The sequence below is a fragment of the Nostoc sp. NZL genome, from assembly GCF_015714705.1.
Taxonomy (GTDB): Bacteria; Cyanobacteriota; Cyanobacteriia; order Cyanobacteriales; family Nostocaceae; genus Nostoc; species Nostoc foliaceum_A.
The window spans coordinates 45,746-61,665 of the sequence record NZ_WBKL01000207.1; the positions used below are offsets into that span (position 1 = coordinate 45,746).

Consider the following 15,920-nt stretch of genomic DNA (forward strand, 5'->3'; position numbering starts at 1 on the left):
TAAATTGTCTTTGTTGAATTTTCAATTCCCAGGCGAAACCTGGGAATTCTTATTTTGGGGAGAATGTCAAATTTAAACCCGTAAGCGATTTGGTTGTGGGGATGAGGAAAATTTAACAATGCCAGTATTAACAACTCAAGTTAAGACAGACAAATCTTTTCATAAAAAGGACGGTGAAACTCAACAGCACGGTAGCAATACTACTGCAAAGGTACAATTGCAATCTGTAACCAAGACCTATGCTAACGGCACTCACGCTTTATTGAATGCGAACCTTGAGGTAAAAAAGGGAGAATTTCTGTTTATCACAGGGCCAAGTGGTTCTGGTAAATCAACGCTATTGAAACTGTTGTATGGCCAGGAGTTACCCACACAGGGAGAAGTAATTGTTGATGAATGTAATGTAGCGGGTTTACGGGGCGATCGCTTGTCATTATTGCGGCGACGGATTGGTATTGTGTTTCAAGATTACAAATTAATTACCCAACGGACAGTAGCTGAAAATGTGACTTTTGTGCTGCAAGCTCAAGGGTATACCCGTAAAGAAATTCAACGACGTTTAGAACCAACTTTAAAGCTGGTGGGTTTACTGAGTAAAGCTGACTGCTTTCCAGATCAACTGTCTGGTGGAGAGCAACAGCGGGTGAGTATTGCCCGTGCGATCGTTGGTACACCACCGCTGCTGTTGGCAGATGAGCCTACTGGGAATCTCGATCCAGATAATTCCTGGCAAGTGATCCAGATTCTCCAAAAGTTAAATTCCTTTGGGGCTACAGTAATTGTTACCACCCACGATGAACAATTGGTGCGGCGATGCAATCATCCGGTAGTGCAAGTTCGCAATGGACGACTATCTCGAAAATAGTCATTAGTCATTGGTCATTTGCAAAGGACAGAGAACAAAGGATTAAAAAATGTGGTGTTTGACTTTTGCAGATATGGGTATAAAAGTTGCTGCTGTTTTGAGTGGTAGAACTTGTAGGCGATGGTCTCCGACCGACCGGAGGTCATCGCAGGCTTGTAAACTCTTAAAAGCTGCCTCTCGGATAACAACTTCCTCTTCTCGACTCAGTAGGAGTTGTAAGCATTCGACAACATCTTGCTGCACTGAAGAATCAACTCGCTTCCGGCTGATAAATTTAGTTAGTTGACGTAGGGCAATCAACCGTTTCAATGGATCTTCTTCTGTTAAATTTACCAACAACTGATCGAGGTTATCTTCTTCTCGATTTTCATAGAAGTTGACAATTTGCCATACCAATAAAATTAAAGTTAACAGGGTTCCAACGCCTTGTACAATAGCACCAGCGGCAATCCAGGAACTGTGAGAGTCAACCCAAATTGCAGCTGCCATGTAAGTACTGACAGTAGCAATACCACCACTGATGACTGCTAAGGCTAACCGACGATTTGAACTGTTTAAGAACCTACGTATCTTAGACCAATGCAATTGCCAGTCCCACACCTGCATTGAGTAAACCAATACCATTACCCCAACGCCGATTAAGAGAGCCAATAGCAGTTTCCAGTTCCACAACAACATGGCGACGACGATTGTTAGGAACCCAAGAAAGCCCCCAGGACCAGAGAAGCGCTTAAATGTTTGCTGCTTTGGGCTTCTTTCTATCTTGAATTTTGGAAGCGACCAGTTCCAGTTGGGGATCTGGTTGATCAATTGCTGCATACTTTCGCAGTGCCTTGGAGTGTAATTGATGATCAATATACTCTAAAAGAATACCCCGACTGAGCAAGTAAGCTTAATTTGGTCACTGAGTTTTCAACGTTTTAGTTTAAAGACAAAAACGAAAGTTATCAAGAGTGAACTGACCATCAAAAGCACAGAAGGTAACGCTGTAGATGTTATTCACAGTTATAGATAATAAGGTATTAGGGGAAATTGCCGAGTCCGAATTGGCAAGATTAGCGCTTGGTAGTACAGTTTGTCCAAGCAGTTGCTGATCGCGATCGTAGGCGGAAAGCACTAGCCGTTGCGAACTAGTGACAAAGGCGCTAACTGAGTTAACCGGACGCAAGAAAGTAGCTTCTAAAAATCCGCTTTTAGGCGCTCCCATTAAGACTGTTAGCCCTGAATAGGCTGGAAATGCTGGATTTGATGGCTGTATTGCTAGAGAATTGTGAAAAATTACTCCCCAGCGTTCATACTGGTGCTCTACTGCTTCAAAACACTTCAAGTCTTCTAAGTCTAAACAAATACAGGTAGGTACAGTGGCTGTGGCAGCATCAATACCTGACTCAACCTGCTCCCCCCAATCCGAAGGTTTAATTTTATTTTGTATATTAAACTTGTCAAGCGCAAATTTAGCCTCTTCAATCGTTGGTAGTTTATTTGATTGAAGAGTAGCCTGCTTTACCATGACATCCCGCCTTACCATTACCTAGAGAATAATCAAATTTAGTAATACATCAAAAGCTATTGTTTCTACATGTAAAGCTAGAATTAATAGCTTGTTAAAATGAGTGTTTTCACTCTTTTTGACGCTCAAAATTATTTATGAGTTTCTTGATAGACTACCATAAAAACTTATGTTTTATTCACGCTGTAGTGATACTCGCTACCACTAAAAACCCTTATATAACAGTATTTACAACGTTAAGTTACTTTTTTTTGTGAAAAAAATCACCAAATCTTTACAAGTAATCCAATAATTTTATATCTACTTAATCTGACGATAGCGAGAAGTCCTAAAGTGATTGGTTGGCCGATAATAACAATAAGTGGGGAGTTTGAACTAAATAGCTAAGTATTCTGGGGTGACCAAAGAAGATGCGGTGAAGCGGATAAATTATCAAATACTCTCTCCGTGTCCCTCCATCTAAAAGTCTATTCTGTTACTTGTGCAAACTGATTACTACAGTTAACAAAAAATACTTATGTTTCAACCACTAGGATTTGAACAACGCTCCATAAATACCTCATTAGGTAGAATGGTATATTATACTGCCGCTGGGTCACCTTGGCAGGACAATGTAACTGCCAAAGATGATCGGGAAACTTTAGTGTTCCTACACGGCTTTGGTGGTGGATCTTCTGCTTATGAGTGGTCGAAAGTTTATCCGGCTTTTGCCGCTGAATATCGGGTCATTGCACCAGATTTAATCGGTTGGGGTAGGTCTGAGCATCCGGCACGGAGTTATAAGATTGAGGATTATTTAACCACCATTCGGGAGTTTATCGAGCAAACTTGTATCGGCCCAGTAACAGCGATCGCTTCTTCTTTGACCGCAGCCTTTACAATTCGAGTAGCCTCAGATCATCCTGATTTATTCAAGTCTTTAATTCTCACTACGCCTGCCGGACTTTCCGACTTTGGCGAAGACTACTCCCGTAGTTTTTTTGCCCAGCTAATCAGCGTTCCCCTTGTTGACCGTTTACTTTACAGCACTGGGGTAGCCACTAGTGGGGGTATTCGTAGCTTCTTAGAGCAACGACAATTTGCTCAATCTAATCGAGTCTACCAAGAAATTGTAGATGCTTATTTACAATCAGCCCAACAGCCTAGTGCTGAGTATGCAGCACTGTCCTTTGTCCGTGGTGATTTATGCTTTGATTTATCTCTTTACATTCAACAGTTGACCACTCCCACCGCCATTATTTGGGGACAAAGATCGGAATTTACAGGGCCCTCAATTGGTCGCCGCCTTGCCGAAATGAATCCCCAAGCAATCCGATTTTTTCAACAGTTGGAAGATGTAGGATTAACACCACAGTTGGAATTGCCAGCAGTGACGATTGGGTTAATTCGCCAATTTTTACCTTTACTTAATTAGTGGTTTGTTCACTAGTTAAAGACCAATTCTAATTTCCTAACTTCTGCCTGATCTCCTGATCTAATTTCAAGCATAATTGTGTAGCTTGACTTGGGATTATAGAGGCTTAATAAAACAAATTAAGGGCGTTGATCAATTATATTATGACTTGGCAATGCCTTTAATTCAACCTTAAAATTACTTAACATGTTGCTTATTTAAACTGCAAAGACATCTTGCTAAAAATATAAATAATTCTGTTACTGTTAGTACTAATAAGCCCAGGAGGTAATTATTAACTATAAAGTTATCCTGATTAGGCGATCGCAAACAATGAAATTTCGGTTATGGATAACGCAACCGCCCTTGAAAAATAGTCAAATATCTAGTTAATCGGGTATGTGTTGCGTGAAAATGTACTAATTAAAACCGAAGCTTTTAACAGATATTATTCATCTGCGATCGCCTCTACTAAAGCTACATCATTCTGTGGCCACAAATGCGCTTTTTACAAGATCGCCGATACCAAATAAGCCATTATAAGTTTTTTTTGCTTAAGCGTGGCGATGTCTACGACGGGCTACGCCCTACGCTCTTTCACTCATCCACGCTTAAGCAGCGACTAACCTAGTCTTCTATTTACGTACTAGGTTGAGTAGTTCTTTAGGAGAAGCAAGCAAGTCAATCCCTACGAAAAAGATTTTGTCTTGGGGATCTAGCAAAAAGCGCCATGCAATATTCATCCCCACACTGGCACCGAACCAAGGGGTTTGAACTTTGCCGGTAACTTTAATCTGGGTATAGCCATCTTCTACTGGCTCCGATACACCACGCTCTGGGATCATCTTCAATCCCTGGCATTCTTCACGCATATAAGCGCGGATTGCCTCTTGACCAACAATCGGTCTTTCAAAGGGGGGTTGCAAGGCACCTTCAGAGCGAAACAGAGCAACCGCAGCATCAAAGTCATTGGCATTCATGTTATTGATATAGCCCAGCACCGTAGGATTGTTAATACCCTCGATGGTAACTTTAGTCCGAAACGCTGGTGCTGTGGGAGGAGCCACAGGCTCTGAAACTTTTTTGTAACTACCGGGAGCGTTCGGGTCGAATCCCATGCTAATTACGGTATTGCGTAAGATTGTGATTTGTTGACCGGAATCAGCATTGCGGATTGCTTGCAACACGTCAGCAGCTTTGGCAGAAAGTTTGTAGCCTTCTGGGATAGGAGCAACGATTCCCTGGGCCATCCATTCTCCTAACTGATACCAGAAGCCCAACTTGATGTTTACGGTGAAGGATGCATAGGAGCGGCAGAGGGGAGTGTCAGCACGGTTAGCCAAATCGTACATGACTTGCGTTTGAGCCTCAAAAGGCATCTGCTTAATTTGTTCGAGTAAGCCTTGCGCGAGGATCATGTTGGCTGCTCCTGGAGCAGCAACCGTAATACTTCTACCCATTTCAGTATAGGCAAACCAGAGTAATGCTAGTTGATCTTCAGCATTGAGCTGAGAGAATGATTCGACAACGGTTGGAACAACATTAGCAACTAGGGTACCGGGAAAAATGCTTTGAGCCGACTGGATAGTAAAAGACATAGCAGAAATTCCAAAAAGAAAATTACAGTTCTATCGAATGTGAAAATCAAATGTGCAAAGACGGGAGGGAAGTGCGTTTAGCTGTTAATAAAGGCACTCAGCAATATTTGCGACAGCCTGTCGTAGACATCGCTCTCAACTGCATAGTTATTTAGAAAGCTGTAACAGTGGTTTAACGCAGTGATGTTGCTTTTGTAACTATATGTAAAGAAACATAACAAGTTCGTTACAAATAAGCAATACCTTCTCAGCTATAGATTGATAACTTCTGCTTATGTAAATGATAATTTCTGCTGAAGTTAGATTAAACGCAATTGGTGCTTTTCTGTGTATTTACTTCTAAGAGCGTAGGTGTAGCCCGTCGTAGACATCGCACGTCTCTATAGGCATCAAATTTCCATAAACAATCCTTAATTGAAGCTATTGCGTTACCAAACAGGCGATTGTAGACATCGGCGACTTCTCGCACAAATTCGAAATACCCTACTTACTTAATACGGTTTTTACTACCTTTATTCTCATGTCAAGTAGTTGCAAATAATATTTACATTGCTTAACATTAATTTATGAATGGCAAAAGCAAGGAGTAAAAGATGACAAGTAGAGGCTTTACCATTAACGAACGTGGTCAACTCAACAGATTTGCGACTGAACCCAAAGTTTATGTTGATGAAACCCCACAGACAGGCTTCACTGAATATGCTGAAAAACTCAATGGTCGTTTGGCAATGATTGGTTTTGTCTCACTCATAGCCTTGGAAGTTTTCACCGGACACGGTTTGGTTGGATGGTTAACCACCCTTTAGAGAAGACACTTTAACATTTACGAATTTTCTTCAGTTGACAAATAAAACAATTTAGAGGCAAACTTATGAAAACTGATTTTGATTACCCCAAAAAAGATTTGATTGGGCCAGTCGTTTTTAGACCTAACTTCAACAACTTTGAGACCATTAATGTAAATCAAGCGTGGTCATTGTTTTTCACTGTCGGTCAAGACGACAAAGGACTGGGACAAGAAATTGAATTCGGCAGGTTTTTCACTAACCTCTTAATCGCTATTGGAATAACTGGAATTTTTTGGGGAGTTTACTTCAGTCAATTGGGATGAGCAAGTTTGTTCATTTCTAGTATGTAGTAACTTAAACTGAGGTCTTGGATTTAGATACCAAAACTTCTTTTAAATACGTTTACAAAACTCTATTTAGCTTTGGAAAAAGTTTGATGTTGATTGGATTTATAAAGCTTCCCAATTTGTCACGGTATTGTGGGTATGTGGGCTTAGAAGTAGCACAAATTGTTTCCAAACATCTTGCAGTTCAAAGTAAAACCTATGTGATCCAAAATAGAAGGATATTGATAAATCAACTTTTAAAGTCTGGTCTAGATTCTCATACAGCAAATCGAACTGTTACTGTACTTATATCAAGTCCGGTTTTACACTTAACCAATAAAAACCAGTGTGCAATTAATTGGCGAAAGTAACTATACAGGTAATAAAAGGGACTGGGGATTGGGGACTGGGAACTGGGAAATTCGTTCCAAAATTTGGGATGGGTCCAAGCAAATTCCATAATTTTTCTTCTCTTTACCCAATCCCCAGCCCCTAAATCCCCAGTTCAACGTAAACAACGAATCGCCTCTAATAGACCTCTGGCTTTATTCAGCGTCTCTTCGTATTCTTTTTCTGGCTCAGAATCAGCCACCAAACCTGCACCGGCTTGCACGCTTACCGTATTATCATGTACCACCATTGTGCGAATTGCGATCGCAGTATTTAATTGCCCTTCAAAATCGTAATATCCATACACACCAGAATAAACACCCCGACGGCTAGACTCTAACTCGTGAATAATCTCCATTGCCCTAATCTTGGGTGCGCCGCTTACAGTACCTGCTGGGAAGCAAGCTTTCAACAAATCCCATGCTGTTTTATCAAGTGCTAATTTCCCGACAACATTGCTGACTATATGCATCACATGAGAGTAGCGCTCAACTACCATTAATTCATCAACTTTGACGCTACCATTTTGACAAACACGCCCCAAATCATTCCGCCCTAAATCTACAAGCATCACATGTTCGGCAACTTCCTTGGGGTCTTCGAGTAAATCCTTTGCGAAGGCTGCATCTTCCTGGGTAGTTTTACCTCGTGGACGCGTCCCGGCAATTGGGCGTACCGTTGCTATCACTCCACCATCTGAATCAGTTTCCGCTTTCACCATTACTTCTGGACTGGAACCGATGATTTGCCAATCTTGGAAGTTAAAGTAAGCCATGTAGGGCGAAGGGTTTATCTGGCGTAGGGAGCGGTAAAGTGCAAATGGGTCGCCTGTATATGCTGTTGATAATCGCTGGGAAATTACTACTTGGAAGATATCGCCTGCTTTAATGTAGTCTTTGGCTTTTTGGACGCTGGCACAAAAATCAGGGCGGGTGAAATTGCTCTTATAGTGCTCTGTCTCTCTGCTCCCCTGCTCTCCTGCTCCTCTGCTTTCTGGCGGTTTCCATTCCAATCTAGTTTTTTGCGGCGATAGTGGTAGAGATAGCTTTTCGAGCATTTGGGTGACGCGATCGCACGCTTGTTGATAGGCTGCTTTCAAATCTACTTTCGGATCACGTAAATCAGCATAAGCGATCGCCCAAATTTTCCGCTTCACTTGGTCAAAAATCAATAGGTGGTCTACCTGCATCCATAACCCATCAGGGATATTTCGCTCATCTGGTGGATGAATTGGCACACGCGGCTCAATCCAGCGAATTAGTTCATAGCCCCAAAACCCAAACAAACCACCAATTCCTGGCGGTAGTTGTGGTAACTTGACTGGATGAAAAGGTGCTAAACATTCTGCTAAAGCTGTAAAAGGGTCGCCTGCAAAAACGACCTGTGAACCATCACGGTTTTTCTGAGTCGTGCGATCGCCCCTTGCCTCCAAAACCCACAGAGGATCGCAACCTACTAAACTATAGCGTCCCAGTTTTTCCCCACCTTCGATCGATTCCAACAAAAAGCTATAGGGCTGGCCTGCACAGACTTTATACCAAGCAGATACAGGCGTATCTAAGTCCGCTACCCATTCTTGATATACCGGGACGAAGTTGCCTTGTTGCGCTAGGGTGGAAAACTGGGAGAAATCCGGAAACATCATTATTTTTCAAAGGTAATTGGTAATTGGTAATGGGTAATGGGTTTTTACTTACCAATTACCCATTACTAATTACCCATTAGCTACTAACATCTAGTTACGGAGCGTCGTAGGTAGTAACACCGCTAAACTTAACTTTGGAGGGACTGGGGTTTTGTCCGATCCGACGGTCTACATAACGCACTTTGTCACGACCTTCATTTACCTTTTCAGGGAAGACACCATCAGCTGGGTGAAGTAAAGTGGTTTCTCCGTTGGGTAAAATCCGGTAAACTTTATAATCTGTGATTTTGAGTTTCCGGAGTTGCTGACCGCCCAAAAAGATGCCATATTCTTTACGAGCTATATACAGCAGGTTTTCACCTTTCCGCATAGTAGCAGCACCACCTGTAGGCAATTCAAAAACTTGCTCTTTCGGGCTAGTCCAAGTGATAGCGTACTTTTCTTCGACTTGTGCTTTTGTGAGCAAGCCACCGGTGCTGCCAGCAAATAGTGGGGTTTGTCCAGAGAGTGTTTCTGCCATAAAGTCTGTTCTCTCAACGTTTTTAGGGAATCCTAACACTGCAACCAGGATCATATTGCGATCGCGTCATAGACTGTAACAGTTTTTAGTCATTAGTCGTTAGTCATTAGTCAAAAAATAATGTGCCATGCCCCATATTCAATATCTATTTACTCTTGACTTTTGTCCGCTTTTCCTCTTGGCTACTCTGAACAATCGGTATGGTGAAGTGAAACTGACTACCCTGGTCTTTGCCAGTTGACTCTGCCCAAATTTCCCCACCCCAGCCATTAACAATTTGACGGCAAATTGCTAAACCAAGTCCAGTTCCGCCGGTGGTGCGGCGCAGCGCTCCCTCTTCTTGATAGAAGCGGTCAAAAACTACTTTTAGACGATTCGGTTCAATGCCGCGTCCAGTGTCAGCCACAGTCACCTCAACCATTTGATGGCTGTTGTAAATCGCTTTAATAGTGATTTCTCCTTGGGGTGGCGTAAATTTACAAGCATTGTCCATAAGTTTTGCCAGTACCTCTACTAGCCAATCACCATCAGCCCTTACTAGAGGTAGGTTTTCGGCGATCTGAGTCTTGATTTTGGGCGGCTTTTCAGTTGAGGAACGCGTGCGATTGCGGCTGAGTGATAAATCTATACACTCTTGTAAAGTGAGGGATTCTGGATGCCATTCCACCCGACCGCTTTCCAAGTTGGAAAGTGTGAGGAAATCTTGTACCAATTTTCGCATCCGTTCCGAATCGGAAAGAGCAGTGTTGAGCATGATCTGCTGCAACTCCAAGGGCATATCCGGCTCACTAGCGAGACTTTCTAGGCACACTTGAATGGTGGATAGGGGGGTACGCAGTTCATGTCCGGTGATGGCTATGAGGTTGCTACGGGTGCGATCTAGGGCTTCTAGCTGCTGGTTAAGTTCTTCTAAGTTAGCATAAGCTTCTGCTTGGATGAGAGCTGCTCCTACTTGAGTGGCGATCGCTTTTACCAAATCCAATTCCCCTGGTTGACACTCGTGCGGCGGCATTCGGCAATAGTGCAACTCCACAATGCCCAATAATCGCCCCTGATAAAACACTGGTTCCATCAGCCAAGAACGAATGGCAAATTTTTTGGCGATCAGGGAAAGTCCTGGTGAATTGTTTACGCGAGGGTCATTCAGTGTATCGCTAATACAAACACCTTCGCCTTGTTGCACTATGTCCTGAAATAGGGAATTTTTCTCTAACTCCCAAGTTTGCCCAAGAACCGATAAAATACCGGGATTCAAAAACTCGTGTTCAATTATGGCTTGGCTATCTGTGGCTTGAGCGCGGTAAATTAGACAGCGACAAGCTTCTAAGTGTTGTCCTAATTCTTGTGCTGCCACTTGCAGAACTTCGTGAGGATCGAGCGATCGCCGAATGGCAGTACTAATGGAGTTGACTAATCGTTCTTTTCGTGCTTGTGCAGCAATGGAACGGTAAGCTTTGTGCAATTTGTACTGGCTAGCTTGCAAATAAGTTACTAAGCGCTGCACAAAGGGATCTGTATCGATGTCACAAGCATATTCGTTGATCTGTTCTGCTCCAGAGTGGCTTCGCGGCTCTCCTATGCCAAACCTCCGACGTGCCTCCTCAATTTTACTTGCCAGTTCTGGTCTGTAAACCAAAATTCTGTCTAACAGCAATTCGGCTGCTTTGAGGCTAACTCCCCTTTCCGATGTCCAGATTCCCTCAAATCTCCGCGCTGTGTCTATATCCAGATTCGGGCTTAGTTCTGGTAGTTGCTTGTTTTTGGCAATAGAACCAAGGCTTTCCCGGCAAACTAGACAAGTAGCATAATTGTCAGCAATCACTACTAAATGCCACTCTTGGCTTAAGCCATCCTTTGGCTCAAAAGCGATCTTTTCGTAGTGTTCGGAACTGTTGGCGAAATCAGTTTCTGGAGCAGATAATACGTATATTTGGTTACTCCGCAAGGCGAGTCGCTGGTAGCGGTGAGCTTCTTGGCGGTAGAATCTCTCTCGCTGGAAACTAGCAATTACAAGGGGTTGTGCTAAAGTCGCAGCCAAAACTTGATCTTCCATCGCATGGGAGAGCGCCGTTAGTGAAGCCTTAAAATATAGCTGGGGCCGCAAGTATGGTAGGGACTTTAGCAGATCACTCAGCACAGAAGTCGAAATGCTCATGAATTATTGTTAAACGCTCAACCTCGACAAGATCCACGTCACAGCTGCATTGTACAAATTCCAAGGTACTCTCAAGTTAAATAGAGAGTTGCAATATGTAAAGAACGCTAAAAAGCACTTTCTGCCAAAGCAGGCGCAACACTTTGTTACCAATTAGGAGGAGTGTGTACAACTTGATTTGTTGATTGACAACCTACTACGCCCAATATACATTCTCGACCAACTTTGAAATATGCTTGCACAACTAAAATATTTCAGAACTAAGTACCAAATAACTAATTGTTGTATTGTTTTAACTGCTATATTCACTAATAACCACTGATTATTGATATTTCACGCGTTGGCGTAGCCAGTCGTAGACATCGCCTACTTTAGACATCGCCTACTTTGCCCATGTTGATTTATGCCGACTAAATAAATTTTCTTACCCAAAAACTATTACTGCTACATTCACATAATTTAATCAATAATTATTGATTAAAATTAATCAATTAATTAATTATCATAAATTAGTCTAATCAAATTCCATAGGTATTTAAGACAAAATCGTATAATAGTAGAGAAAAAATGCTGTCTATGTTCAACAAAAGCAGTGAATTCCGCTTTATTGCTGAGTATTATATGTGCCTTGTGTCTTATGAAAGTTTAATGACTAATAAATTCTCTAAAAATCCTCAGTTTTCAGCCTTGACTTTAGAGTTATAAAATATAAGTTTATAAATATCTGCTTATACAGGTTTGAGCGCTGCTATTTTGTCAGCAGTATGGCTCCAATGGCTCAAGCAAGTTTTAGAAAGCGTCTTTTTTTTGAAAGTTGTGAGGGTCAGCAACCTCTACTCAGAAGACCACAAAAATATAGACCTGTACACGGAACTTTGGCTAATGACACCGGATACGCTAATGACCCCGGAAAAAATTTTCCTGGATGGAAAAACTTTTATTCCTGCCGAACAATTACCTATCCCGGAGTGGCCTTGTGTTGTGAGTGAAAGACCACAGCCGACACTGACGGTTAAAGATGATGATTTATTTTTTGTGACGGATACTATCGGGAATATTTCTGGATGTTCCCTCAACGATGGTAATCCTAGCATGGGATTGTTTTGTTGTGATACGAGATTTCTCAATCGTTTGGAGTTGCAAATTGAAGGGCGATCGCCTGTACTCCTCAGTAGTACGGCTGAAAAAGGGTTTTCACTTTCAGTTTTGTGTACCAACCCCAGAATCGACGAACGCCTGAAAGCAGATACTGTAGGCATTCGCCGGGAAATGGTGCTGAATGGGGCACTATTTGAAGAAATAGAGGTATCTAATTACAGCACAACAACTGTCAATTTTGAACTAAGCATCAGCTTTGATGCAGACTTTGTTGATTTATTTGAAGTCCGGGGTTATGACAGAGAAAAACGAGGTCGGCTCTTACGTCTAGTAGAACCGACGGCTGAAGAAGGAACAGTTTCTCTGGTCGATGGTCTTTCGCCTATAGCTAAAGAGCCACCAACTTTTAGGGAAGAATCTTTAACACTCGCCTATCAAGGACTGGATGGCTCGGTAATGGAATCCCGTCTTCTATTCCAGCATCGTCAACCAAACTATTTCAAGGGTTACACTGCGGTTTGGCAGCTAGAGTTGGCTTCCCACGAAACTCAAAAGTTGGGTTATCGGGTGAGCATGTTGAAAAATAACCAGTCCAGTTCAACCGTGAGCGCCGCCTTCACTTTAGGACAGGCGAAAGCTGCTGAGTTGATGGAGGAGCAACACTGGGTACAACAAATTACACGCATTAGCTCAGATAAGAGCATTTTCAATCGTGTGATTGAGCGGGCCGAGCAAGATATGTATTTGTTGCGCCAGTCTTTTGGGAAGTATAAGACTGTTTCGGCTGGAGTGCCGTGGTTTTCTACACTCTTTGGGCGAGATTCGCTGATTACAGCTTCCCAAACCCTGATGTTAAACTCACAAATCGCTAAAGAAACGCTGATATTACTTGCAACATATCAAGGAAAAATCGACGATGAATGGCGCGAGGAAGAACCGGGTAAGATTTTGCACGAGTTACGTTTGGGAGAAATGGCTCGTTGTCAAGAAATTCCCCATACGCCTTATTACGGTACAGTTGATGCCACTCCTTTATGGCTGATGCTGTATGCCGAACATTATGCTTGGACTCACGATCAAGAACTTCTAGAGCAACTTTGGCCGAATGCTCTAGCAGCAATGGACTGGATTGATCGCAATACGAAAGAAACTGGCTATCTCAGCTACTTCCTTAAATCTAAACGTGGTCTTGCTAACCAAGGTTGGAAAGATTCTGGTGACTGTATCGTAGACCATAAGGGAGAATTAGCCAATGGCCCAATTGCCCTTTGTGAAGTGCAAGCTTATGTCTATGCTGCAAAAATGCGTCTAGCAGAAATAGCTAGGATGAAAAAGCGGCTTGATTTAGCAGATCGTTGGCAAGAAGAGGCCAGAAATCTTAAGTTTCGTTTTAATCGAGATTTTTGGGTGGAAGACCATGATTTCTGCGCTTTGGCTTTGGATGGAGATGGCAAGGCAGTAGATAGTATTACCTCAAATCCTGGTCATTGTCTGCATTTGGGTCTTTTTACACACGAAAGAGCCTATAGTGTAGCAGAACGGTTGCGGGCACCAGATATGTTTAATGGCTGGGGCATTCGTACCCTGAGTAGTTTGTCACCCGCTTACAATCCGATGGGCTATCACATTGGTTCAGTTTGGCCTCATGATAACGCTCTGATTGCAATGGGATTGCGATCGCTCGGTCTTATTGATCAAGCACTGGAACTTTTCCAAGGTTTATTCGACATGACTGAGCAGCAGCCTTACCAACGTCCTCCAGAACTTTTCTGCGGCTACGAACGGAACGGTGATAATGCTCCTGTGCAGTATCCAGTTGCCTGCACTCCGCAAGCTTGGGCTACTGGTAGTATTTTCCAACTACTGCAAATGATGGTTAACTTGGTGCCTGATGCTCAGAATAACTGCTTGCGAATAATCGACCCCGCTTTGCCAGAATCGATTAATCGTCTGTCATTTCATAATTTGCGAGTCGGCCCCACCATCCTCGATTTAGAATTCGAGCGTTCTGGTACTACGACTGCTTGTCGCGTTGCAAAAAAACGCGGTAATTTACGCGTAGTTATCGAAGCATAGAAAGATACTAGGGAGTAGGTAATTCACCACTCCCTATTTTATGCTTGGTGCGTAGGCGTAGCCCGTCGTAGACATCGCGCAGTGCCATTCACTCCAACCAACGCAGTTTTAGCCTGCTTCATGGCCAGTGTATAGAGTTATCAAAAGCTGCTCTACAAGCTCGATCAATTCATATATATTATATAATTTTGCGTAAGTTATGTAGTTTTGAAGCCATGAGCAATAGAATTACGTAATTATAGTGCATTCATTAGTAACTGATACTCAGATTTTCAAACTACACCATGCCCTTTCAGGCTCAACCTGTCCTAAGTTGACAAAATAATTTTAACTTACCAGCCGACCGACGCGATCGCCTCAAGTTCAAGGATAGTAGTAATAAATTTCTAGTAGGTGAAGGGTTAAGGATGTAAAAACAACAATAATTTACACCCAAAATCCTAACTTCTAATTCTTATACTTCATCAGAATTTTCTCTTTTATGTCCTGGGGATGCTTCGTAAAGTGCATCGAGATGTTGACGCGCATCTTCAACGTTAATCGAACGCATTACCAAAAGTGGCTCTTTAATTAAGTTGCCCGCGCTATCTAATAACTCTGGATGAGGTACAAACTGTTTTTTTGATGAATAATAACCATAGTTGCCTTGATTATTCATTGGCGAGGAATTCGTCGGGTAAGTTCGCTCCCGATCAAAACTGAACATGATCAGATTACGAATTAAGTTGCCAACAGCTATAAATGCAAGGATTGTAAAAGCAAGAATGTAAAGCAGGTGTAACATTGGATTCTCCTCCAGAACAACAATTTTTAAAACTTTATTTTGATTTTGTAACGCTTTGCTTCGCCGACACTGTAACTCACAGTTAAGACGAGCATTTGACGCATAAAGAGTGCGTTTACATTTATATGGAGCTATTTGTCAACCGTCATTTCACTTACGGTAGCATAGGATACATTATCTTGTTAATCCAAATAATGTTAAGAAAGTGTTAAGAGTTTTTTACTATTTCTTTGACGGCTGATTGACCGTCTTGTGTAGATGCAAAGGGGCTTGTCGTTAGAAATTGCTAAGTAGTCTGCCAAAATTTAGCAGATGCTTCTATCTGTTGCTTAGACTTCACGCGCTTGACGAAAGCGCATTGCGACATTCCAGCATTCTGTTACTAATTGATGCCAAGGCATTAACGTTGCCATATCAATTCCGACTTGTTTATCAGTAGCTGTAAACAGCATCTTCGCCGTATTTAGTTCATCCTGCGCTTGCTTAACCCGCAAGAGCAAGTCAGATTGCTCTTGGTGACTCATAAATGATAGTTGCTCGGTTTCGAGTAAATGGCGCGATCGCATAAACCAATGCTGAAAATCTTCCAGCAGGGGTTCTAAAACCGTTTTCAGCAAATCAGTCCCTGGTAAATTCGAGTCTGACATAAATGAGAAGAATATTTCAAACTTTCTTACTAATATTAACGTTATTTACGTTTCTTAACATTTTTATTATTTCTCTCATAATTCCGAGGATGTGAAAATATGTAACAAAGAACACAGAATTCATT

Annotated in this window: 13 protein-coding genes; 5 read left to right on the forward strand and 8 right to left on the reverse strand. The window is 42.2% G+C overall.

Annotated elements, in window-relative coordinates:
- Positions 1-118 precede the first annotated feature (118 nt).
- The gene (gene ftsE / locus F8R90_RS30585) at positions 119-865 is read left to right on the forward strand and encodes a cell division ATP-binding protein FtsE (protein WP_196513843.1); all 747 of its coding nucleotides are present in this window, start codon (positions 119-121) and stop codon (positions 863-865) included.
- Positions 866-907: 42 nt separating this feature from the next.
- Here the strand turns inward: ftsE and F8R90_RS30590 are convergent, their stop codons facing one another.
- Both F8R90_RS30590 and F8R90_RS30595 read right to left on the reverse strand, forming a co-directional pair.
- On the reverse strand, positions 908-1,684 hold the full coding sequence (locus tag F8R90_RS30590) for an armadillo-type fold-containing protein (RefSeq protein ID WP_196513844.1): 777 nt from the start codon (positions 1,682-1,684) through the stop codon (positions 908-910).
- Between the two features lie 106 nt (positions 1,685-1,790).
- The gene (locus F8R90_RS30595) at positions 1,791-2,375 is read right to left on the reverse strand and encodes a hypothetical protein (protein ID WP_196513845.1); all 585 of its coding nucleotides are present in this window, start codon (positions 2,373-2,375) and stop codon (positions 1,791-1,793) included.
- 517 nt (positions 2,376-2,892) lie between these two features.
- Here F8R90_RS30595 and F8R90_RS30600 point away from each other — a divergent pair.
- Positions 2,893-3,789, forward strand: coding sequence for an alpha/beta fold hydrolase (locus F8R90_RS30600; RefSeq protein ID WP_196513846.1), 897 nt, complete (start codon positions 2,893-2,895; stop codon positions 3,787-3,789).
- 614 nt (positions 3,790-4,403) lie between these two features.
- Here F8R90_RS30600 and F8R90_RS30605 read toward each other — a convergent pair.
- Positions 4,404-5,366: an orange carotenoid protein N-terminal domain-containing protein gene (locus F8R90_RS30605; protein WP_196513847.1), complete on the reverse strand. Its 963-nt coding sequence runs from the start codon at positions 5,364-5,366 to the stop codon at positions 4,404-4,406.
- Positions 5,367-5,959: 593 nt separating this feature from the next.
- Between F8R90_RS30605 and F8R90_RS30610 the strand changes: the two genes are divergently transcribed.
- Positions 5,960-6,172: a high light inducible protein gene (locus F8R90_RS30610; protein WP_196513848.1), complete on the forward strand. Its 213-nt coding sequence runs from the start codon at positions 5,960-5,962 to the stop codon at positions 6,170-6,172.
- 65 nt (positions 6,173-6,237) lie between these two features.
- The gene (locus F8R90_RS30615) at positions 6,238-6,477 is read left to right on the forward strand and encodes a hypothetical protein (protein ID WP_196513849.1); all 240 of its coding nucleotides are present in this window, start codon (positions 6,238-6,240) and stop codon (positions 6,475-6,477) included.
- Positions 6,478-6,985: 508 nt separating this feature from the next.
- Here F8R90_RS30615 and trpE read toward each other — a convergent pair.
- The 3 genes from trpE to F8R90_RS30630 form a co-directional block, all read right to left on the reverse strand.
- Positions 6,986-8,515 (reverse strand): anthranilate synthase component I, encoded by a 1,530-nt coding sequence (gene trpE, locus F8R90_RS30620; protein ID WP_196513850.1) that lies wholly within the window; start codon positions 8,513-8,515, stop codon positions 6,986-6,988.
- Between the two features lie 94 nt (positions 8,516-8,609).
- Positions 8,610-9,035, reverse strand: a complete 426-nt coding sequence (locus F8R90_RS30625) for a photosystem I reaction center subunit II PsaD (RefSeq protein WP_190899181.1) — start codon at positions 9,033-9,035, stop codon at positions 8,610-8,612.
- A gap of 145 nt (positions 9,036-9,180) precedes the next feature.
- Positions 9,181-11,190 (reverse strand): DICT sensory domain-containing protein, encoded by a 2,010-nt coding sequence (locus F8R90_RS30630; RefSeq protein ID WP_196513851.1) that lies wholly within the window; start codon positions 11,188-11,190, stop codon positions 9,181-9,183.
- Positions 11,191-12,072: 882 nt separating this feature from the next.
- Between F8R90_RS30630 and F8R90_RS30635 the strand changes: the two genes are divergently transcribed.
- On the forward strand, positions 12,073-14,364 hold the full coding sequence (locus F8R90_RS30635; RefSeq protein WP_196513898.1) for an amylo-alpha-1,6-glucosidase: 2,292 nt from the start codon (positions 12,073-12,075) through the stop codon (positions 14,362-14,364).
- A gap of 454 nt (positions 14,365-14,818) precedes the next feature.
- On the opposite strand, the gene F8R90_RS30640 is transcribed toward F8R90_RS30635, so the two are convergent.
- Positions 14,819-15,148: a DUF2973 domain-containing protein gene (locus F8R90_RS30640; RefSeq protein WP_190899177.1), complete on the reverse strand. Its 330-nt coding sequence runs from the start codon at positions 15,146-15,148 to the stop codon at positions 14,819-14,821.
- A 329-nt stretch (positions 15,149-15,477) separates the two neighbouring features.
- A complete protein-coding gene (locus F8R90_RS30645) occupies positions 15,478-15,795 on the reverse strand; it encodes a DUF2605 domain-containing protein (protein ID WP_190899175.1) in 318 nt (105 codons plus the stop codon).
- Positions 15,796-15,920 lie beyond the last annotated feature (125 nt).